At 31.4% G+C, this 21,783-nt stretch carries 24 protein-coding genes, 1 tRNA gene and 1 other RNA gene; 12 read left to right on the top strand and 14 right to left on the bottom strand.

All coding sequences use genetic code 11. From position 1 onward, the window contains the following. Entirely contained in the window at positions 1-276 is a 276-nt protein-coding gene (locus JJ844_04010) for a high light inducible protein (GenBank protein ID MBO6974840.1), read from the top strand. On the opposite strand, the gene JJ844_04005 is transcribed toward JJ844_04010, so the two are convergent. Both JJ844_04005 and JJ844_04000 read right to left on the bottom strand, forming a co-directional pair. Next, positions 277-1,209, bottom strand: a complete 933-nt coding sequence (locus JJ844_04005) for a Ycf66 family protein (GenBank protein ID MBO6974839.1) — start codon at positions 1,207-1,209, stop codon at positions 277-279. Between the two features lie 79 nt (positions 1,210-1,288). After that, positions 1,289-1,474, bottom strand: coding sequence for a photosystem II reaction center X protein (locus tag JJ844_04000; GenBank protein ID MBO6974838.1), 186 nt, complete (start codon positions 1,472-1,474; stop codon positions 1,289-1,291). A 90-nt stretch (positions 1,475-1,564) separates the two neighbouring features. Here JJ844_04000 and JJ844_03995 point away from each other — a divergent pair, with 90 nt between their 5' ends. Then, a complete protein-coding gene (locus JJ844_03995; protein ID MBO6974837.1) occupies positions 1,565-1,870 on the top strand; it encodes a YggT family protein in 306 nt (101 codons plus the stop codon). 18 nt (positions 1,871-1,888) lie between these two features. Here the strand turns inward: JJ844_03995 and accC are convergent, their stop codons facing one another. Next, the gene (accC, locus tag JJ844_03990; protein MBO6974836.1) at positions 1,889-3,238 is read right to left on the bottom strand and encodes an acetyl-CoA carboxylase biotin carboxylase subunit; all 1,350 of its coding nucleotides are present in this window, start codon (positions 3,236-3,238) and stop codon (positions 1,889-1,891) included. Between the two features lie 261 nt (positions 3,239-3,499). Between accC and JJ844_03985 the strand changes: the two genes are divergently transcribed. Further along, positions 3,500-3,581 (top strand) — tRNA-Leu (locus tag JJ844_03985). 4 nt (positions 3,582-3,585) lie between these two features. Further along, positions 3,586-4,872, top strand: a complete 1,287-nt coding sequence (locus JJ844_03980) for a glycosyl transferase (protein MBO6974835.1) — start codon at positions 3,586-3,588, stop codon at positions 4,870-4,872. Positions 4,873-4,875: 3 nt separating this feature from the next. Here JJ844_03980 and JJ844_03975 read toward each other — a convergent pair whose 3' ends face one another. The 4 genes from JJ844_03975 to JJ844_03960 form a co-directional block, all read right to left on the bottom strand. Beyond that, positions 4,876-5,919: a PRC-barrel domain-containing protein gene (locus JJ844_03975; protein MBO6974834.1), complete on the bottom strand. Its 1,044-nt coding sequence runs from the start codon at positions 5,917-5,919 to the stop codon at positions 4,876-4,878. 45 nt (positions 5,920-5,964) lie between these two features. Next, entirely contained in the window at positions 5,965-9,549 is a 3,585-nt protein-coding gene (smc, locus tag JJ844_03970) for a chromosome segregation protein SMC (GenBank protein MBO6974833.1), read from the bottom strand. Positions 9,550-9,632: 83 nt separating this feature from the next. Then, on the bottom strand, positions 9,633-9,995 hold the full coding sequence (locus tag JJ844_03965; protein MBO6974832.1) for a hypothetical protein: 363 nt from the start codon (positions 9,993-9,995) through the stop codon (positions 9,633-9,635). Between the two features lie 84 nt (positions 9,996-10,079). Further along, positions 10,080-10,217, bottom strand: coding sequence for a hypothetical protein (locus tag JJ844_03960; GenBank protein ID MBO6974831.1), 138 nt, complete (start codon positions 10,215-10,217; stop codon positions 10,080-10,082). 190 nt (positions 10,218-10,407) lie between these two features. Here JJ844_03960 and JJ844_03955 point away from each other — a divergent pair, with 190 nt between their 5' ends. Together JJ844_03955 and JJ844_03950 are read left to right on the top strand one after the other, a co-directional pair. Further along, the gene (locus JJ844_03955; protein ID MBO6974830.1) at positions 10,408-10,869 is read left to right on the top strand and encodes a hypothetical protein; all 462 of its coding nucleotides are present in this window, start codon (positions 10,408-10,410) and stop codon (positions 10,867-10,869) included. 1 nt (position 10,870) lies between these two features. Next, positions 10,871-11,257 carry a phage holin family protein gene (locus JJ844_03950; GenBank protein MBO6974829.1) on the top strand — a complete coding sequence of 129 codons (387 nt, stop codon included), beginning with the start codon at positions 10,871-10,873 and terminating at the stop codon, positions 11,255-11,257. Position 11,258: 1 nt separating this feature from the next. Here the strand turns inward: JJ844_03950 and JJ844_03945 are convergent, their stop codons facing one another. Continuing rightward, positions 11,259-12,383 carry a class I SAM-dependent RNA methyltransferase gene (locus tag JJ844_03945; protein MBO6974828.1) on the bottom strand — a complete coding sequence of 375 codons (1,125 nt, stop codon included), beginning with the start codon at positions 12,381-12,383 and terminating at the stop codon, positions 11,259-11,261. A 46-nt stretch (positions 12,384-12,429) separates the two neighbouring features. Here JJ844_03945 and ssrA point away from each other — a divergent pair. Next, positions 12,430-12,702, top strand: a transfer-messenger RNA (tmRNA) gene (gene ssrA / locus JJ844_03940). Positions 12,703-13,011: 309 nt separating this feature from the next. On the opposite strand, the gene JJ844_03935 is transcribed toward ssrA, so the two are convergent. Next, on the bottom strand, positions 13,012-13,974 hold the full coding sequence (locus JJ844_03935) for an aldo/keto reductase (GenBank protein MBO6974827.1): 963 nt from the start codon (positions 13,972-13,974) through the stop codon (positions 13,012-13,014). A 150-nt stretch (positions 13,975-14,124) separates the two neighbouring features. On the opposite strand from JJ844_03935, the gene JJ844_03930 reads away from it, so the two are divergent. Together JJ844_03930 and JJ844_03925 are read left to right on the top strand one after the other, a co-directional pair. Then, a complete protein-coding gene (locus JJ844_03930; protein MBO6974826.1) occupies positions 14,125-14,796 on the top strand; it encodes an AAA family ATPase in 672 nt (223 codons plus the stop codon). Then, positions 14,730-14,969, top strand: coding sequence for a hypothetical protein (locus tag JJ844_03925; GenBank protein MBO6974825.1), 240 nt, complete (start codon positions 14,730-14,732; stop codon positions 14,967-14,969). The genes JJ844_03930 and JJ844_03925 overlap by 67 nt, the downstream gene beginning before the upstream one ends. A 172-nt stretch (positions 14,970-15,141) precedes the next feature. Here the strand turns inward: JJ844_03925 and JJ844_03920 are convergent, their stop codons facing one another. Together JJ844_03920 and JJ844_03915 are read right to left on the bottom strand one after the other, a co-directional pair. Continuing rightward, positions 15,142-15,459, bottom strand: coding sequence for a hypothetical protein (locus JJ844_03920; protein MBO6974824.1), 318 nt, complete (start codon positions 15,457-15,459; stop codon positions 15,142-15,144). Positions 15,460-15,835: 376 nt separating this feature from the next. Then, positions 15,836-16,129 (bottom strand): MTH1187 family thiamine-binding protein, encoded by a 294-nt coding sequence (locus JJ844_03915; GenBank protein MBO6974823.1) that lies wholly within the window; start codon positions 16,127-16,129, stop codon positions 15,836-15,838. A gap of 273 nt (positions 16,130-16,402) precedes the next feature. On the opposite strand from JJ844_03915, the gene JJ844_03910 reads away from it, so the two are divergent. After that, the gene (locus JJ844_03910; GenBank protein ID MBO6974822.1) at positions 16,403-16,576 is read left to right on the top strand and encodes a hypothetical protein; all 174 of its coding nucleotides are present in this window, start codon (positions 16,403-16,405) and stop codon (positions 16,574-16,576) included. Between the two features lie 64 nt (positions 16,577-16,640). Here the strand turns inward: JJ844_03910 and argJ are convergent, their stop codons facing one another. Beyond that, positions 16,641-17,879 (bottom strand): bifunctional glutamate N-acetyltransferase/amino-acid acetyltransferase ArgJ, encoded by a 1,239-nt coding sequence (gene argJ / locus JJ844_03905; protein ID MBO6974821.1) that lies wholly within the window; start codon positions 17,877-17,879, stop codon positions 16,641-16,643. A gap of 75 nt (positions 17,880-17,954) precedes the next feature. Here argJ and JJ844_03900 point away from each other — a divergent pair, with 75 nt between their 5' ends. Next, a complete protein-coding gene (locus JJ844_03900; protein MBO6974820.1) occupies positions 17,955-18,572 on the top strand; it encodes a dephospho-CoA kinase in 618 nt (205 codons plus the stop codon). A 4-nt stretch (positions 18,573-18,576) separates the two neighbouring features. On the opposite strand, the gene gatB is transcribed toward JJ844_03900, so the two are convergent. Then, complete coding sequence (gatB, locus tag JJ844_03895; protein MBO6974819.1) at positions 18,577-20,049, bottom strand: Asp-tRNA(Asn)/Glu-tRNA(Gln) amidotransferase subunit GatB; 1,473 nt, start codon at positions 20,047-20,049, stop codon at positions 18,577-18,579. A gap of 79 nt (positions 20,050-20,128) precedes the next feature. Here gatB and thiO point away from each other — a divergent pair, with 79 nt between their 5' ends. Beyond that, positions 20,129-21,238, top strand: a complete 1,110-nt coding sequence (gene thiO, locus JJ844_03890) for a glycine oxidase ThiO (protein ID MBO6974818.1) — start codon at positions 20,129-20,131, stop codon at positions 21,236-21,238. Between the two features lie 3 nt (positions 21,239-21,241). Here the strand turns inward: thiO and ndk are convergent, their stop codons facing one another. Beyond that, a complete protein-coding gene (gene ndk, locus JJ844_03885) occupies positions 21,242-21,700 on the bottom strand; it encodes a nucleoside-diphosphate kinase (protein MBO6974817.1) in 459 nt (152 codons plus the stop codon). Positions 21,701-21,783 lie beyond the last annotated feature (83 nt).

Genomic DNA, 21,783 nt, shown 5'->3' with positions numbered 1-21,783 from the left:
ATGAATTCGAAAGAAGAACAAACTAATTCAGAAGAAACTAATTTAGAAAATGAGAGTTCTAAAGAAAAGCAGAAAGATAAAAATTACATCAATCAAAACACTGGAGACAATCAATTAGATGAAGAATCAAAAAATATTGACGAAAAATATAAATTCGGATGGGGTAGTTACTCTGAAATAACTAATGGTAGATTTGCAATGATCGGATTCTTAGCAATAATACTTATTGAATTATTTAGTCAACAATCGTTTTTAAAATGGGCAGGAATCTTATAATTAATCATCAAATCTAGAACTATTATCTCTAGGTTTCTTTTTGTTTGTTCCAACGGTATATCTACCACTTTGATTTTTTGAACTTGATCTAGCTGATGAACTTGCTCTACGCGTCTCACGAGTTTTTTTGACTTGATTAGTATCTTTGAATGAAGCATCTTCTACTTGAGCTGTTGAAGTTTGCTGCCTGATAGGAGATCTTGACGGTTTTTTTCTTAATGGAGAAGAATCATCAGGCGAAGAACTATTATCTTGTCTTGAAACTGACCGGCTCATTCTAGGTCTTGATCCTGTTTTAACTTCATTACGAGATAAGTTACGTCTCTCACCAAAGTTATTCTGTTCTGATTGAGTACTAGCTCTATCTTCTAAAGTCTGTCTTCTTCTTCTCCTTATAGGCTCGTCATTTTCAAACTGATTTGATTCTCCTGTAGAAGACCTGCTTCTACTTGCAGCAGCAGAAGGTATAGCTCTTGAAGTATTGGTCCTACGAGATCTCCGATCCATATAATCTTCGTCAAATTCATCTTCTTGAGGTTTGAATCTTCTTGATGGTCTTTCCGCTTCTTCAAACCTATCGTAATCATCATTAAATCGTCCTCTAGAATTTCTAGGTACATCAGAAATAGAATCATCATCAAAATAAGATGACCTTCTAGCTTGATCAGTAGCCACTCCTCTCAATCGCACACTTTCATATGCGAAAAAAACTGTGGTTCCTGCTAATAAAAACTGACCAAACTGAAGGATAGGATCTAACCTCCAGCCTTGAAAAAATAATATTCCCCCGCATAAAAGTCCTATAGCTGCGAAAAAAACATCATAATCTCTTGCTAATGCAGGTTTAAAAGACCTTAAGAAATACAGGCCTCCACCACATACAGCTAGGACAATACCAACAATACTGGCCCAATTGAGACTAGCATTGACCACATTCTTTCTCCAAAATTTATTTTTAAAGGGTTACTTAAATCACCCTATATATATAGTGTACTTAAAACTTCTACAAAAACTAGCGTCTTCCAGCAGAAGTACGATCGAGAGAATCTTTCTGGCTGACAAAAATCAAAAATGCACTAGCTGGAATAACGATAAGTAAAGCAGCAGCAATAAAACTTCCTATCATTCCAACTGCGGAATTATTTGCAACTTCAGCAGAAAAATCTGCTGCTATTAATAAATTTGAGATTTGAAACACTTTTTAAATTTAAAATTCTCAATTTATAATACGAATTAAATACGTTTTAATGGGTTATTTATTAAGATGAATTAAATAATTGTGATTTCCTTGCCTATAAACTCTCTCGAAATTTTAGATGTCATTTTAGGAATTTCTCTTTCATATCTAACTGTAGTTTTCTTAATAAGGTTAATTCTTACTTGGTACCCAAAAATTGATTTAAGTAAAGGTTTATGGTTATTAATTTCAATACCATCAAGCTCTATTCTTAATTTAACAAGAAAATTAATTCCCCCTATAGGAGGAGTTGATGTCGGACCAGTAATTTGGATTGGAGTTATAAGTTTTTTAAGAGAGATTTTAGTTGGTCAGCAAGGACTTATAAAACTTGCATTGCATACACATATTTCATAGGGATTATTTAATTATTTCTCAGTAATTAGGCAATAATTCTTCTTCTACATATTTAGTATGTATCTTACCCTCCTTAAATTTAGATTTATTCAGTAAGGTTAGATGAAAGTTAATTGTTGTAGGAATACCGGTTACTGCACATTCATTTAAAGCTCTATTCATGCGTTTAATTGCAGTATTACGATCTTTACCCCAGACTATTAATTTCCCAATTAATGAGTCATAAAAAGGAGGTATTTCATAACCTGTATAAACATGACTATCCACCCTTACTCCAGGGCCTCCAGGAGGAAGCCAGCCAGTTATTTTCCCAGGTGATGGTCTGAAATTATGCGTAGGATCTTCAGCATTAATTCTACATTCAATGGCATGACCGTTTAAGTGGATATCATGCTGATTAAATTCCAAATTTGCTCCGCTCGCTATTTTTATTTGCTCAGCTATTAAATCAACTCCCGTAACCATTTCCGTAACAGGATGTTCAACTTGAATCCTAGTATTCATTTCCATAAAATAAAAATTATTATCATCATCAACTAAAAATTCAACTGTACCAGCTCCTTCGTAACCGATACTTTTTGCAGCAGCAATAGCTGCATTTCCCATTTTTTTTCTTAGCTCCGGGTTAATTGCAGGACTAGGAGACTCTTCTAACAACTTCTGATGTCTTCTTTGAACTGAACAATCTCTCTCTCCTAAGTGAATCACATTACCCGCCCTATCTGCCAAAATTTGAACTTCTACATGTCTTGGTTTCTTTATAAATTTCTCCATATATAAACCATCATTTCCAAAAGCTGCTTCTGCTTCGCCTTGCGCTGCTTTAAACATTTTTTCAAGATTATCAGAGTTTTCAACCAACCTCATACCTCTTCCACCTCCTCCTGCAGTCGCTTTAATAATTACCGGATAGCCTATCTCATTTGCTAATTTATAAGCCTCATCAACATTTGATAACAAGCCTTTACTACCAGGAACTGTTGGAACTCCCACTGCTTCCATAGTTTCTTTAGCTGTAGATTTATCTCCCATAGATCTAATAGCTTTAGGAGATGGACCAATAAAAACTATGCCGTGATCGTTACACATCTCAGCAAATTTATCATTTTCAGCAAGAAATCCATAACCAGGATGAATAGCATCAACTCCTCTCGAAGTAGCAGCAGCAAGTATATTTGGAATATTTAAATAACTCTTATTACTTAAAGAATCTCCAACACAAACCGCTTCGTCAGCAAGCTGAACATGCAATGCTTTTTTATCTACAGTGCTATAAATTGCAACAGTTGCAATACCTAGTTCTCTACAACTTCTGACAATCCGTAAAGCTATTTCTCCACGATTAGCAATTAAAACTTTTTCAACCATTATGAAAATTAAATTGAAGAAATGAAAATGACTTAAAATAAAAATTCTTTGCCAAAGTATTTAACAAAATTTTTTTAGTGATCAGAGGACATTTTTTACAATACAACCTAGAACGTTATATATGTATAAATATTTGTTTTATGCAATAGAAAAATAATTCATCATATTCAAAAAACCTCTTCTAAAACTACATCCTTATTTCAGCCAATAATGTATGATATTTTTAAGGTTTAGGCATCCCCTTGTTGCTGAAAACCCTTTGCGGATGTGGCGGAATTGGTAGACGCGCACGTCTAAGGAGCGTGTGGCTTCGGCCTTGCGAGTTCAAGTCTCGCCGTCCGCATTTAATATATTATGGTTTAACTGCAATGAAAAAAAAATCAGTTGCAGTAGTTATAGTATCCAATGGTCCTGGTGAATTAACTACATGGGTAAATCCTGTAGTAAATGAGCTAGAAAAAATAAATAAATCACTATTTATTGACGATAAACTCGATTTCATCCTTAGATTAGTCCTAGTTCCTTGCCCAAATGCCACTGGTAAAGAATTTTTAGTTGCAAATTCATGGAATAAATTCGAATTAATTACAAAATCCAAAAGTTTTTGGAAATTACTAATAAAACCACATTCTTTTGCTGATTGGCCAAAAAAAGGGGTAGTTATTTTCCTTGGTGGGGATCAATTTTGGAGCATTTTATTAGCTAAAAGGTTAGGTTATTTAAATATCACATATGCTGAACGAATTTCACGATGGCCTCAATGGACGCACAAAATTGCTGCTATGAATGTAAAAGTAAAAGATTCAATACCTAAAAAATATAAATATAAATGTGATATCATTGGCGATTTGATGGCAGATATCAAACTGAATAGCGAAATATCATTAAAGAATAAAGAAAAACATTACATTGCATTGTTTCCTGGTTCTAAAAAAGCAAAGCTTTCTATTGGAATTCCTTTCTTCTTAGAAGTTGTAGATCATATAGCTAAAGAAAACCAAAATATAAATTTCATAATTCCCATTGCCCCTACCACTAATAAAAGTGAATATTTATTTTTTCAAAGTGACAAAAATCCAATTGCAAAATATTACTCATCAAAAATCAAAACAATTAAAAACTTAAAAGAATCCTGTTTTGATTATGTAATCGAAACATCAAAAAATACAAAAATTTACCTAATCAAGAAACATCCTTGCTATGAAATACTAAAAGAATGTGATCTTGCAATTACAACTGTAGGAGCAAATACTGCAGAACTAGCGGCAATTGCTCTTCCAATGTTAGTGGTCTTACCAACTCAACATTTAAATATGATGAATGCCTGGGATGGTATTTTTGGGGTAATTGGAAAAATTTCATTCATAAATCGATTCCTGGCTTTTATAATTAAAAATTTTTATTTTAAAAAAAAGAAGTTTTTTGCTTGGCCAAATATTAAAGCTAAAAGAATGATTGTTCCTGAAAGGATAGGTAATATTTCGCCGACAAAAATTGCAAGAGAAGCATTATTTCTTATTAAAAATAGAGATCAATTAGAAATCATAAGGGATAATCTACATAAAGGAAGAGGCAATGAAGGTGCCGCAAAAAAACTTGCTTATATGATTGTTAATTCAATAAAAAAACTTTGACCATTACCAGGGATCATCAATTTCAAACTTCTCTGATTTTTTATTATCTTTAACTAAATTTTGTTCATCTAGTGGTTCAATATCTAACGTTTCAGTTGCATTTTGAATTGGTCTTTTCGAAGCTAAATTAGTAGTTGATTGTTTCTTTTGCTCAAAATCAATATTGTTTTCTACATCTATTTGATTTAAACGATTTTGATTCTCGATCTGATCAGAATTATCATTATCGATATATAGCTTCTTTCTGTTATTAATTTCCTCTGAAGAACCCTTTATTTCAACATATTCAAGTTCATCTTCATAATCATCTTCATAATCATCTTGTTCAAAAACTTCTTCATATTCCTCCACCAAATTATTTTGCACTTCTGATTCTGAACCAGAAAGTAACTGATTCTCAACTGGTACAAGATTTGCTGAATATCCATTTGTCTGTCTTTCATCCCAAGACGAACCTCCCACTCCAAGTTTCTCAAGTAGTCCACTACTTAATTGATTCAATTTCTCTTCAGCACCTTCATAAACAATAATCCTGTCCGTACCACTACTTACTATTTCCTCAACTGGAATTTCCCAAGTACTTAAAACTCCCTCTCCTAAAAGAGGAACCCCAACTGCACTTATAACAAGAGAAATCAAATCCCCAGTCTCAATATCAAAAGAAAACCCAAGAACCCTTCCTAAAGGTTGTCCAGATTCTGTAATCACTTGACAATTAATTACCTTTCCATATCTTTCTGGAGAAAAACCGTCACTCAATGAATCTAAGGAGTCGACTAATATAACATCTCCAACTTGCTTTATGCTTTCTAAAGGCATCCATTTTGGTAAACCTGGTAGAAATCTTGTAAGTGGGTTATCTCTAAGTCCTAAAGCGACCACCTCTCTTCTGTCAATATCAACAACAACCTCTCCAACAACACCTAAGCGCCTTCCAGTATCTGTAGTTATGACTTGTGTTCCCATTAATTCCGACCTTAACCATAATCGTTCACTAGGAACAGAATTAGGACGATTCTTATTTGCAGATGTGTTAGACAAAGTCATAAATACCTTTTTATCATTCTGACGTATAAATTTAAAAAAGTGTGTTTATGCAGCATTTGGTAACCCAACAACTTGCGTATTAGCACCTTTTGCTTGCGCAACACCGATTGTTCGTTCAGACGCACTTATCATAGGCCTTCTATGACTTACAACTATAAATTGAGCATTTGATGATTGACTAGATATTAATTTTGACAACCTTTCAACATTTATACCATCTAAAAAACTATCAACCTCATCTAATGCGTAAAAAGGTGAAGGTTTATATTTTTGCAAAGCAAATAAAAAGCTTAAAGCAGTTAATGATTTTTCTCCACCTGACATAGATGCTAATCTCCTGACATTTTTCCCCTTAGGATGAGCGACTAAAGTTAAGCCTCCTTCCAGAGGAGAATTTGGATTTTCAAGTTGAAGAAAACCATCGCCATCAGATAAATTGGCAAAGATATCTCTAAAATGTTTATCAACTTCTACAAATGCTTGCATGAAAGCCTCTTGACGCATAGTAGATACAGTCTCTATTCTGAGCAATAATTCAGATCTTTCATTAGATAGAATTTCTAATTTTTCTCTTAAACCATTTAATCTTTCAATCAATTCTTCTAATTCATCAAGAGCCAACATATTAACAGGTTCTAAGCTTTGTAATTGTCCATTTATAATCGAGATTTCTGATTGTAAATATTCAAGACTCTTGCCTTTATATTCTCCAAACTCCGGGTAAGGATCAGGTAGGTCCTTTTTAAAATTTTCTAATTTTATTTTCTCGCTCCTAAGCTCTTCTTTTAGAGATTGCATATCTCTTTCTAGATATTCCAGCTTTAAAAGATAGTTGTTATGTTCTTGCCTTTTATTTGAAATTGAAGCGTTTAATTCATCTCTTTTCCTTCTCAATAAACCTAAATCCTTCTCTAAAGAATTTTTTTGCTTATCAAGAACTAAAAGCTCTTTTTTAAATTTATCTCTTTTTTCTATCCATTCATTATGAGAAATTGCAAGATTTTTGATAGATTCCTGCAAGTTTTTTTCTTGTAACAATGTAATTTTTAATGAATTATCAATACGTTCTTTACTTAAAGCGCATTGGTTCTTCTTCTCTAATAAGATATTTCTCTCTTCAATAAGTAATTCAAGTTTTTTATCAAGATTATTAAAATCATTATTAAAAGTAATTAGTGATGATTTTTGATTTTTTTCATAATTCTTCTGAAGAATATTCTGAAGTTGATTCAACTTATCATGTAGAGGCTTCAATTTATTTTTTAAATGATCTAACTCCTCAACCAATAAGTTATTAGCGATAACTAGTTTTTTTAATCTCGATTGACAATCCTCAATTCTTTGGATTACTACCTTCAGTGAATTTTTATTTACTTCAATTTCTTTATTAAATGAGGCACAGTCTTCAATTATTTGACTGCGATTAGTACTTAATTTACTAAGTTTATTATTTTTTATGATCAAATCATTATTTGACTCTTTTAAAGCTTCTGAAATAACCAATAATCTTTCTTTTATATGACTAGAATCATCAAGATCATTATTAATTCCAAATCTAAAAGCTAAATCTTTCTTTAACTTGCTGCCACCTGTAATTGCACCACTAGCCTCTAATAATTCACCCCCCAAAGTGACCAACCTAATTTTTTGTTTAGATAACCTAGCTGAAGCTAGGTCTGAAAAGACCAAGGTATCTCCAAAAACATATCTAAAAACATTTGCATAAACATCATCATAAGTAATTAAATTAATAGCCTTATCAATAAATCCAGGCTCTCTATTATTTTCAAATCTTGAAGTAGCATAATTCTTGTTTTGACTTTTAATTCTATTTAAAGGTAAAAAAGTTAATCTCCCCGCCTTCTTCTTTTTAAGAATTTCAATTGCTTTAGCTGCAATATGATCATTATCAACAACAATTTGTCCAAGTCTATTTCCTGCAGCAATCTCCAATGCATATCTATTTTTTTCACTGACTTCTCCAAGTTGAGCTACATAGCCATGTATACCCTCTAACCCTGCCTCTAAAAGAATTCTGAGAGCATATGAACCTCTTGATTCATTTAAAGCTTCTTTTCTACTTTCAAATCTAGATAAATCCTTTTCAAGTGTTAATTGCTCGTTGTACAACCTTAATTTGGTTTTATTTAATAAATCAATTTCATCATTTAAAGAATTAATTTCCGAACTATTACTTACCAAGTTATTTTTTTTAGCGTCAGATGTCTCTTTTTTTTGGTTATTTCTATCCAAAAGATTCTGCTTTTCTAAAGCTAAAACTTCGATTTGTGATGATATTTCATCTTTTTGTATATTATTTTGAATTGTTTCTTCTTCAACTTTCCTTTTTTTTAATTCCAAGGGATTAATTTTGTTTTGTATATTTTCAAGCTCTGCATTTAATTGAATACTTTGTTTTGAGAATTCTCCAGATTCTCCCGCTGCATCAGACAGTTTTTTTCTAGATGATTTATATTTTTTTGTGAGATCATCAATTTGCGAGTTTAATTTATTTAAAAAATTATCGTCAAAATTTTCTTGGCTTTTCTTTTCTGACTCGATATTCCTCTTCGATATTGCAATTTCATCTCTCTGCTTTTGTAATTTAATGCCCTCTTCTTTATTTAAACTTGATATCCTATCAAGTTCTCGCAAGTTAGAATTAATACTTCCAATATCAGAATTCACTTTGATTAAAGTATCCTCTCCTTTCTCCTTAAGATCAGCAACTAGTATTTTCAAAGCATCCTCTAAAACTAATATTTCCTTATTAATAGATTCTTTTTGTTCATTAAATAATATTTTATTTTTCTGAATTTCAGTTTCTTTTTTCTTTATAGATTCAACATTCATAACTTGTTTATCAAAAATAAGCACTTTTTCTAATTCCCTTATTTCAAGAAGTTTTGCCTTTAACTCTTTATATCTCTTTGCTTTTTCACATTCTCTTTCAAGCTTATTTTTACTAGCTTGCAATTCATTTTCCAAAATTTGAAACTTTTCTTGCTTTTCAAAAACATCATTTAATTTCAAATTAGTTTGTTCTATTCTTGTATCAAAAAGTGCTACTCCTGCTAATTCATCGATAAGATTTCTTCTCTCCTTATTATTCATTGATACTATTCTTGTTACATCTCCCTGCATAACAACGTTGCTACCCTCAGGATCAACACTAATATCCCTTAATATTTTCTGTATTTGTTGCAAAGTACATTGTTTTCCATCGGAAGTATAAGTAGAAGCATAAGATCCACCAGGCATAAGCCTTAATTTTCTCGAAACTACCCACTCTTTTTGACCCTTATTGAGAGAAATTTCTTCTTCTTCTAATTCCAAAGGTGGTAGATCCTCTCTAGGAGACCAATCTTGAATATTAAATTTTACCGATACCAATGTTTCGGATGATTTGCCTTCTTTAACCTTAGAGTTATTTATAAGATCTGGTAATCTTTCTGCTCTCATCCCTCTACTATTAGCTAAGCCTAAACAAAATAAAATTCCATCTAAAATATTACTTTTCCCAGAACCGTTAGGACCAGTAACCACTGTGAAACCTTCTTCAAGAGGAATTTTTACACTTCCCCCAAAAGATTTAAAATTTTCAAACTCGACCTGATTGATATGTACCAATCTTAAGTCTCAATAGCTAAATAAGAATAACTAATTTGCAAAAAATCTCAATAGAAATATTACGAAAATAAATATAATGAAAATTAATTTTTTTTGCTTAATTTGCAAGAATTACCCGAAATTTCAAACAAACCATCAAGGATTTGACCGTCCAAAATGAATTTAAAACAGTCCGCATCTGAACCATCAGAAACATTTTTAAATATTCCACAATCTATTCTTTTCACGAAACCACGATTTCCAGAAAGTTCAAAAACTTCCCTAGATAACCATATAAGTCTATGGTTTGGCTGTTTAAGAATTTCTACAGAAACTTGATTTAGTAATGGTATTTTTGAAAACTTCCAAGTTAGACAATCCAATTTATTTTCAAGAAGAAAATCGTAATGAATATCAAAAGAGTTACCTGAGTAAACTTTATGCTCAAGTAGAACCCATTTACTCATTATCTAATTAATAAATGAATTAAATCTATTTTCACAACAAAATTGAGTTAAAAGTATATTTTATTTTAAGTTAATGCCTGTTATTTAATTACTAGCATCAGGGACGAATCTTAAAGCAATGAATAGCAAACTTCCAGCTCCAGCGATGGCTGCAGCGACTAATCCAAAATCTGTTGGGATTGTGCGAGATGCAAAAATTAATGATGCAAATGTGATATCCATGATGAAATTTAAACTATTTTAATAAAGTCAGTAATAGCTTAACAAAAGCTTATTGCATAACAGAGTAGATAAATAAAATGTAAATAAACTTTGATATGTTTTTTTTTTACATATAAATCGCACAAATTTTGAGATAAGGGTTTCAAATTAAGAAATTAGGGTCTAATCTTAAAATAATCAAGTTTAAACAATGGAGACATACCATACTCCCAAAGAAATAGAAGAAAAAGTAGATAACTCTGAACTTCCAGAAAAAGAGGTTATTTCAGAGAAATGGTTACTTGAAAAAATTGACAGTTTAATACCTTTAATAAAAGAAAAATGGCCTACAATTGCTAAGCAAACTCTAGAAGCCACAAAAGGGAGTATTGATGATTTAGCTGACGTAATAGCAAGTCATACTGGAACCTCCTCACTAAAAATAAAACACCAACTATTTGAAATAATTGATTCAATCCGAGAAAATAAGTGGGAAATATCAGAAAAAATTGAACCTATAGAGAGTCAGTTAGAAGAATTACTAGAGGAACTTAATAAAACACTTAGACCAAAGATAGAGAGTCCTATTAGAAAAAAACCAATATTATCTATTGCTATTGCTGCTGGTATTGGGTTGCTTATAGGAACTCTACTAAATAGTGGAAGAAAATAATATGGAAAAACCAAAAAATAAAAATTTTGCAAATACCGCCTCAAGAATTTCAGCTATCGCAAGTTCAGTGATGGATTTGCATGTAAGAATAGCTCTTCAAGAAGTAGATAGAGAAAAACGAAGATTAATCAGTGGTGGAATATTTTTGGCAATCGGAAGTACACTACTATTATTGGTTCTAATTTGCATCCACATTATTTTTTATCTTTTTCTGACAAACTTTAATAACTGGAATACTGAATATAATTTACTACTGATAATATTTATCGATTTATTTCTTGCAGGCTTAAGTTTGAAGCTTGGAGGAAGATTATCCAAAGGACCTTATCTTCCTCAAACATTGGAAGGTTTAGGAAAGACAACAAAAGCTGTGTTAGGCAAAAAATAAATTACCTTATTAAATATTTTATCCATCGGCAATCAATACCTCCATTACTTACAGGAATTTTCACGGAAGATTTCATTTTCAAATGTTTTGTCAGTTTTGGATTCCCACTAAGTAACCAAAATTCCCAACCTGAAAAGTTCTTCTTTAAAAAGATTCCTATATCTTCATATAAACTAATTAATTCATTTTCATCACCCAATTTTTTGCCATATGGAGGATTACATATAATAATCCCAGGCGTGAATTTTAATTGAAGTTCCAGAAAATCATTATTTATAATTTCAATATAATTTTTGAGGTTTGCCATTGATATGTTTACTTGAGCTTCTTTATAAACTTTTTTACTTATCTCGCAACCGACAATTTTTGGTAATTTTTCGTAATTTATAATTTTATTTTTTGCTTTATTTTTCTCGTTCAGATAAATATTTTTTCTAAAGTCTAACCAATTCTCAAAAAGATATTTTTGCCTAATATTTATTGGGACTTCGAGATATTGGTTAACAGCTTCAATTAAAAAAGTTCCCGAACCGCACATCAAATCAATTAAGGGGACTTTGCCATTCCATTGAGTCATCTTTAACAAACCAGAAGCTAAATTTTCTTTTAATGGAGCATTTCCAACTGCAGGTCTATAACCTCTTTTGTGTAAACTCTCTAAACTACTTTGGAGACTTATAATTGCTCTATTATCATTTAAATGAAGATGAATTATAAAATCAGGATTATCTAAAGAAATATTTGATCTTTTGTTCCATGCTGCCTGTTGCAGATCTATTATGGAATTTTTAACCTCAAGAGCAGTAAAGTGGGTATGACTCAAAGAAGATGTTCTGCCAGTTACTTGAACATTAAATGTTTTTTCACAGTGGATCCATCTTAACCAATCAAATGAATCTCTAACACCCTCATATAAAGATTTCTTATCATAGCAAGGAAAAGTTGCAATTTCTCTATAAAAACGAAAAGCTAATCTTGAAAAAAAATGAACCCTATAAAAAGTGGGATAATCACATTCAAAATTAATGAATCTTTTATGTACATTAATATTAAATCCACCTAAATTTAAAATTTCTTCAGCTAAATATTTTTCTAATCCCTCTGGAGCTGATGCAACTAAATTCATTTACGAGAAAAAATTTAATAAAAAAACTATTCAATACTCATTTTGCCTGTCAGAATATAAATGTCCAATTGGACTAGGTGATCTCAACCGATGTTTCGGACAGCGGTTCGATTCCGCTCAACTCCATTTTTGGGGTTGCAATGGTTTCGACGGGGCATAAGGAAGGTGACTGAAGCCGGCTCGGTTAGAGCAAAAACACAAATGCTAACAAAATAGTTAGTTTCTCCCGTCAAACAGCACCAGTTGCTGCTTGATCCTAAAGGAGATGGGGTTATATCAGCCTTATCAACCAAATGATGCACGGAGTCTGGAAGGACTCCACTTTTTAAAATTTCTAAGAAGTTGTAGTAAATAATCTACTTGCAAGTAAATATTAGTGCAATTGCTTGTATTAAAAAGATTGTTTTTTCTTTTATGAGTATAAATACTGAGAAGTTTAATTTTAAATTATTTTATCTTAATAAAAACTCCGCCCTTACAAAATGGATCCTAATAAAAACATAAATGACTTGCTAATAAATCTCAAACCAAAAGTTCTTAGATTCACTGGAAAAAAATTTCCTACTGAACTTTGGAATAGTAGTTGTCAAATAAAGAAAAATAAGAATATTACTATCTAAAAATTTAATTAATTACTTGAAAAAGGATTTTCAGGCATTTTTTTAAAACAATTTTTTGAAGCCTCCTGAAGTTCTCTAAATTCATGTTTATTTAAATTCCACTTGAGTACATTGGATACATCTATAACTTGAGATTTTTTTCGCATTCCAACGAGTGGAATAGTTCCTTGATAACAACACCAATTAATTGCTACTTGAGCTTGGGAAACTGATCTTTGATTCGCAATCCTTTTTAGACATCTCCTCAATTCAAATGTTGGTTTTTTATAGTTTTCAAATAAAGCATTTCGAATAAAACTTTTTTCTTTATTTTCTTCTTTATCTGGATCAATGCAAAGTATTCCAAAAGACAAAGGACTATAAGCAAAGAAATCAATATTATTTTCTTCGCAAATTTTTTTTACTTGATATTGTTTTTTTAAATTGGGAGCAAGCAAAGAAAATTGTATCTGAACACTTTTTGGCCTTTGATCTCTTTTTGCTAAGAAATAAATTAATTGCTTCAACCTTTTGGGACCTATGTTTGATAAACCAATTTGAAAATCAAAACCTTGATCTTTTAAATCGCAAAGATTATTCAACAGTTCTAATTCTTGCCAAGGATTGTATTTTGCAGTTGACCAATGCAGTTGCACTATGTCTAATTTATTTTTTAGCCTTTCTAAACTTTTTAAAAAAGGTTTATTAAAACCTTTATCCCCAATTCTCCAAGGATAAGGTGCTAGTTTAGTTGCTACTTGAATCCTTTTTTTCTTTTCAGAAGGAGTATCTAGTAAAAATTTACCTAACAATGATTCACTTCTACCCTGAAGATTCCCAGTACCGTAAGAATCTGCAGTATCAATTAGATCAAATCCTCTTTCTAATGCTTCATTATATGTTTCACGTAAATCATCATCCTTTGTAGATTTGTAATTCCAAAAAAGCTTATTCCCCCAAGACCAAGTACCTAATCCAATTCTTTTCTTCACTAGCCTATTTAAATTAAGAACTTTACAAGGTTATCTCAAAATATTGACCTGTTAAAAATATTTCAAAAAATAAGTTTTAAATCATTAAAAATCAATTTCTCTTGACATTCCGAAATTATTCACCAAAGTAAAAGAAATAAAAATAAAAAATTGTTCATTACTGTTTGCGGGCAAAAAGGAGGAGTTGCCAAAACCTGCACAAGTATACATCTCGCTAGTGTTTGGCATTCTGAAGGTAAAGAAGTTTGCATAGTAGATGCCGACAAGAATAGATCTGCATTAGCTTACTCATCAAGAGGCAATCTCCCATTTCCAGTTTTCCCTGTCAGCTCAGCTGCTAAAGCATCAAGGTCATCAGAAATCGTAATAACTGATGGGCAAGCTAGCAGTGATCAAGAAGAACTTAAACACTTAGCGTATGGTTCAGATTTAGTTCTCTTGCCTACCACTGCAAAAGCAAGATCAGTAGAACTAACTGTTGAACTAGCAAAATTATTAAGCAACTTAAAAGTTAATCATGCAGTAGTAATAGTAAAAGTTGATTTTAGACAGCAAAAAGCAGCGCAACAAGCGAAAGCAGCTCTAGAAAATTTTGGTTTATATGTATTTGATACCTTTGTACCCTTACTTTCAGCTTTCGATAAAGCAGAGGCTTTAGGCTGTGCGGTATTAGATGCTGTAGACGATTTAGGTAGATCAGATCCTCGTCGAATGACGGGCTGGTCTGCTTATTGTTCTATTGCCTCACAAATTCCATGCCTGATTTCGAAGCCCTCATCCGACACCAACAAGATCAACAACCAACAACCAATAAGCGCTTAAAAGTAGTTGACAATCAAGATTTTGAAGAAAAAAACGAAGAGACAATAATTAGACAATCTGGATTATTAGTTAATTTTTTTGGAGGTTTTATAGGTTCTGTAATTGGAACTTTAACAATATTATTTCTTTATATAAATGAATATCTACCAATAGATTTACTAAAACTTAAGTAGTATATCCCCGTAAGTCAATACAATTGTAAGCAAAGTGTAAATGGTAATTAAAAATTAAGTAATTACTAAATTTCTAATTTACAACCGTAAGCAAACTGTAAGCTAGAGAACATGCTTTCTGAAACAAGTCCAAATTAAATTGAATCAATATCCGAGTGATAACTTTTATAAATTAGTTAGTTATTTTTTTAATTTTTTCTAAATTCCATTTATCAAATATTAATTTCATTTCTCTTTCGTAGTATCTTACTTTCTTTGAGAAAGGTAGTTGTTGAATAATTACCCCAAAGGGAAATTTAAAAAAAGAAGAGACATAAACAATATAAAACTCTATAAATGAAGGTTTTGGTGGGAGAGGTAAATTTTTTACATATGCCCAATCAATGCATGGTTTTAGTTGCTTATCACTATCAGCAATATTTTTTCTACATCTCCAGTAAGAGAATAAATAAATGCCAATAAAAATCGGTAGTGGAAGAAGTCGCAACATTAAATATCAAGGATGGTTTTTCTTCTCTTTAATTCATATTAAAGTGATAGTTTACTTTTTATGAAAATTCTTGATGATATCCAAAAACTTTACCCTTCCAATCATGTTTTTCTTTTTTTTATATTTAAAAATAAGTTTGTGTAATTCGCAATCACCAATAACAGCAAAAGAAATGTATTAATGGACATTAAAAAAGAGGGTAGTTATACCCTCTAATGTAAATTGAATATCAAAAAATTTCCAAGTTTTTAATAATGTGGCGGTTCTGATTCTTCTTGAGGAAAATAGGTATCATCATCATTACCTTTTTCCTTCTTTTTAAAATATTCTTCGGATGGATCTAATCCATCACTATCGTAATTTGGTTCTTTTTCCATTATTTATCTAAAACACTTTTTACTTTATCTAAGAATTTTTGTTCTTTATCAGTTCTTGTATTTACTTTCATTGTTGTATAAATTCTAGGCGCACCTTTTGAATGAATTTTTTTATGACACTTTTTAACACATTCAAATACTTTATCCCAATCTCCCTCTATTGCCGTTCCATTCGCTCCGAATTCATAGTTAAGTCCTTCATTTTTGATAACTTCAATACACTCTTTTATATAAGGAGATAGAGAAGTTCCAACTCCAATGGGGACTAAGCATAAGTCAATACTTACAAACATAATTTTTTCCTATTTTGATAAATCTAACCATAAGAGAATCAGTAAAAGTTTACTAAAAATAAAGTAAGAGGGCATTTATTTGCCCTCTTCGAGTCGTATACACCTCGCTGTCCACAAAGTCGATGAAGTGCTTTTGACTCCTGTATTATTTCTACTCTTAGTAAATGAGAAAAGATAGTCGTGACAACCATAAAGCACTTTTACTCGGGTAATAATACTCTATGAATTTCAAGTTAATAGGAGGACAATATAGATATAGATCTAGGAGGTCTTATGAAACTATTCAATCAATTTAACATTCTTCCAAGATATTTAACTGCGTTTAATTATGCAGGATTAAATCTAAACGAAACCCCAAAAGAACCTGAGAAATGCACCCCTGAGTTTCAAAACTTTTGGGAGAAAGAATGTAGAGAACATCCAACCATAGTTAACGGTTATGTTTAACCTAGTACAACTAAATTTAATTAGTAATAATCTTCAAATCTTTTGATATAACTACGTTTTAACGTTAAGTCGTATATTCGCTATTTATTTCAACATACTTTTTAGAAAGATCGCACCCCCAAGCTGTGCCTTGCGATTCGCCAGAATTTAGATTAATCATAATTTTTACAATATCATCAAGTAAATATGTACCTTTCATTCTGGACTTAATATAGTCTGTGACTTTTTCTGGATCATATTTATACAACTTGCCTTTTTCCAGAATCTGAGCATTACCTATAAATAAATCAACGTCATTTAAATTAAATTTAACTCCTGAATTGCCCGCAGCAGAAATAATTCGTCCCCAATTCGGATCACAACCATGTATCGCAGTTTTTACCAAGGCAGAATTACAAATAGATTTCGCGAGAATAATTGCATCATCTGTATTTTTTGCGCCTTGAACCAAAACTTCTAATAAACAATTTGCTCCTTCTCCATCCCTTGCAATATTTTTTGCCAAGTTTTGACAAACAATATCGACCCCTTTTTGAATAATTGGGAGAAACCTTTTTTCAATTTTCTCTCCGGCATTTATTCCAACAAAAGAATCATTTGTACTTGTCTCTCCATCAACTGATATTGCATTAAAAGATTTTTTAACTGCAATTGCAATCATTTTGTCCCATTCTTCTTTTTCAATACCAGCATCACAAGTTAGAAAAGCAAGCATTGTAGCCATGTTGGGGTAAATCATTCCTGAACCTTTTGCAAATCCTGCTATTTTGATTTTTCTACCTTGAATAATCGTCTCTATTAAGACTTTTTTCAAAGTCAAATCGGTCGTTAAAATTGCTTCTGCTGCATTTTGAAAATTATTACCCCTTAAATCATTAATTAAATTTGGTAAATTTTTTACTAAATCATTTATTTGTATTGGAACGCCAATTACACCAGTTGAGCACATTAAAACTTCTTCTTCTTTTATTCCTAAAAGTTCCGCAATCCTTCTTGTAGCAATTTGAAAATGTTGAACTCCAAGATTTCCTGTACATGCATTTGCTTGACCAGAATTTATTAGTATTGCTCGTGCAAAACCTGAAGTTGTTTTAATCCTTTCCTCACAAATATCCACACAAGAAGCGCGAACTATTGATTGGGTAAACATTCCACTAAAAATACTTCCTTCTGGAGCAAGTATTAGTGCTAAATCTTTTTTATTAGAAGATTTTAATCCAGCAGATATCCCAGCAAAAAGAAAGCCCTTGGGTGTTAACTTACAGTCATCAACTAACGACCAATTGGAATCTAACTGACTCAAACTTTTTGGTATTTTAATTCATACTAACTACTCTTTAGTACTAAAGAAACAGGTAATTAGATTATTATTAACTATATGGATATTCTTCAAAAATCAAAAAATAACCAAAGAAGAATTGGTTTAACAGGAGGAATTGCCAGTGGGAAGACAACCATAACTAATTACATTAGAAAACATACAAACATTCCAATATTAGATGCAGATAATTTATCAAGAGAATTAATCAAACCAAACACATACGGATATGAGAAAATTTTAGATTATTTTGGAAATAAAATTATTGATAATAAGAACAATTCAGAAAGGGCAATAAACAGAAAACTTTTAAGGAACATTATTCTTAAACATTCAGAAAGTAAAGAATGGATTGAAAAACTACTTCACCCATTAATTAAAGAAAAAATGATAGAAGAATGCAGTCAATATAAAAACAATCAAACTATAGTATTGGTTATTCCATTATTATTTGAAGCAAAATTTGAAGATATTTGCACTGAAATATGGTTAGTTAAATGTCCTAAAGAACTACAAAAAAAAAGACTTATCGCAAGAGATAAAATTAGCGAAAAAGAGGCATATGACGCAATAAATCTTCAATTAAGTTTTGAAGAAAAAAGAAAATTTTCTGACATAATTTTAGATAATTCAGATAATCAAAATAAATGGATCAAGACAATAAGTGCGCTTCTTTGAAGCTTTAGCTATTCAATTTTTCTGCAAGCAGTTTATTTGCAAGTTTAGGGTCAGCTTTACCTTTTGTTCTTTTCATAAGTTGACCAACAAAAAAACCAAGCAATTTAGTTTTGCCATTTCTAAATGCTTGAACCTCATCTGGATGGTCAGTTAAAAGTTCATCAATTATTGGTAAAATACTTGAAGAATCAGATATCATAGACAACCCTTTTTCTTCTACTAGCTTTTTCGGAGAAATATTTTTTTCAATTAATTCAGGCAAAATTTCTTTTGCAATTTTTCCACTGATAGTATTATTTGAAATCATCTTAATCATTTCAGCGAGATTTTCAGGACTAAGTTTTAAGTCAGAAAAACTAAGTTTATTTGCTTTTAAATAACCCACAATATCACTTGTTACCCAATTTGAAGCTAGTTTGGCATCAGCACCATTAGCTACCGTATCTTCAAAAAAGTTTGCCATATTAATTTCATCAGAAATTACCCTTGCATCATATGCAGATAACCCAAACTCACTTACATATTTATTTCTTTTCTTTGAAGGTAATTCTGGAAGTTCTTTTAACCATATTTCTTGTTGGGCTTTTGTTATTTCAATTGGTCCTAAATCAGGATCAGGAAAATATCTATAGTCACTGCTGCCTTCTTTCATTCTCATACTTTTTGTTAATTGCTTAGCTTCATCCCATAACCTTGTTTCTTGGAAAATTTTTCCTCCATTTTCATAAACTTCTATTTGTCTAGCTATTTCATAATCACAAGCCTTTTGAATTGCAGAAAATGAATTCATATTCTTTATTTCCACTTTGGTACCAAAAGGAGAACTAGGTCCTTTTCTGACTGAAATATTAACATCACAGCGCAATGAACCCTCTTGCATATTTCCGTCTGATACCCCTAGATATCTAACTGTTCTTCTAATCTCTGAAGCATATTCAGATGCCTCTTTACCTGATCTAATATCTGGTTTACTTACAATCTCACAAAGTGCTATTCCTGCACGATTGTAATCAACTAAAGAATACTTAGAACCAGCTAATCTGTCACTACCTGAATGGACTAGTTTTCCGGCGTCCTCTTCCATATGTAGCCTTTCTATACCAATTTTTTTTATATAAGGTTCTTTACCTTTTTCAATTATTTCAACCTCTAACCACCCATTTTCAGCTAGTGGCTCATCAAATTGTGAAATTTGATAATTTTTAGGCAAATCAGGATAAAAATATTGTTTTCTATCGAATTTACAATGTTCTGCAACATTTAGATTTAATGCTAAAGAAGTTTTTACAGCATACTCAAGAACAGTCTCATTTAAAACTGGAAGGGTTCCTGGTAACCCACAAACTATAGGATCTATATGAGTATTAGGTGCATCACCAAAAGCTGTTGAAGCAGATGTGAATATTTTACTTTTCGTATTAAGCTGTACATGAGTTTCCAAACCAATCACAGCTTCCCAAGATTCCAAATTGTTCATTATAAAAAGTCTCTTTATTAATATTATTGGATATAAAGGAAAAGAGGACCAAAACACAAATAAAAATATTAATTATTAAATGACAAAAGAAACAAAAAATTCAATATTAATTATTGGCGGTGGACTTGTAGGTTTATCTATTGCTTATGAATTTTCTAGAAATAACTTCAAGGTTTTAGTTTTAAGCAAAAACAGAAATGAATCAGCTGGATTTGTTGCTGCAGGAATGCTAGCTAGTCATGCAGAAGGGCTCGAAAATGAATTACTAAAATTTGGCCAAGAAAGTCAAAGTCTAATTCCAAAATGGATAAAAAGTATTGAACAAGATAGTAATGTTAAATGCGGTTTAAAAAAATGTGGCATAGTAGTTCCTTTTAAAAATAAAAAAGATCTTGAAGAGTTTCCCACTTATGAATATGGAAAATATTTAAATCAAAAAGATCTTCAAAAAGAAATTAATGGAATAAATTCTATTTGGAAACATGGTTTACTTTTTGAACAAGATGGTCAAATAGATAACAGAAGAAGACTAATGCGTGCTCTTGAAAGAGCATGCTCCTTGCATGGAGTCGAATTTCAAGAAGGATCAGAAGTAAAGGATTTGACATTGGAAAAAAACAAAATTACTGGTGCAACAGTTTTATGTGCCACTGGGGAACTAAAAAAAATTAACTGCGAAAAAGCAATTATATGCAGTGGTGCTTGGAGTAAAAAAATTTTTAATAAGATTCCAGTCTTTCCTGTAAAAGGACAAATGTTATCAATACAAGGTCCAACAAATTTTTTGAAAAGAGTTATTTTTGGTCCAAAAACTTATCTAGTTCCTCGTGATGATGGACTTATTATCGTTGGAGCGACAGTTGAAAAAGATTCAGAATTTAATCAGGGTAATACTCCTAATGGAATAAAACAACTGCAAGAAGGCATCCACTCTTTATTACCAGAGGCTATTAATTGGCCGCAAATGGAACATTGGTGGGGATTTAGACCCTGCACTCCAGATCTTAAACCAATAATTGGAAAATCAAAAATTGAAAACCTCTTTATAGCAACAGGACATTACAGAAATGGAGTTTTATTTTCTGCAATAACAAGTGATCTTCTTTTGAAAATAGTTCTAAATAAAAGTCTCAAAGAAATAGAAAAAAACTTTTTAGAAAAATTCAGTATATATAGATTTGAGATTTAAATTTTAATTTTCAGATCGCCATTTAGAATCAGAAGTTTCCCACTCACATAACTCCTCTTCGTTAAACCATAGATCAATTTCAAATTTTGCTGTGTCCTCTCCATCAGAACCATGAATAATATTTCTCCCAATATCAATAGCTAAATCACCTCTAATTGTTCCAGGCTCCGCTTCAAGAGGTTTTGTTGCACCTATTAGTTTTCTAGCACTTAAAATAACTCCTTCGCCTTCCCATACCATTGCTACAACAGGACCGCTTGAAATAAAATCCACTAAATCAACAAAAAAGGGTCTTTCTCTATGTACTCCATAGTGATTTTGAGCAAGATCTTTTGAGGGGATTAATTGCTTTAAACCAACTAATTTAAATCCTTTTTTTTCAAATCTGCCAATAATCTCAGCAACATATCCTCTTTGAACTCCATCTGGTTTAATTGCAATAAAAGTTCTCTCTTTAGTCATTTAGTTAATAATCACTCTATGTATATTCAACTTTTGGGTGGTAACTTGGCAAGTAATCAGTAAAATAAAAGATATTGTTTTGA

Source organism: Prochlorococcus marinus CUG1435, assembly GCA_017644375.1.
In the GTDB taxonomy this organism is placed as follows: domain Bacteria; phylum Cyanobacteriota; class Cyanobacteriia; order PCC-6307; family Cyanobiaceae; genus Prochlorococcus_A; species Prochlorococcus_A marinus_AH.
Note: the sequence above shows the minus strand (reverse complement) of the source record. Positions and strands in the feature narration are given on the sequence as shown.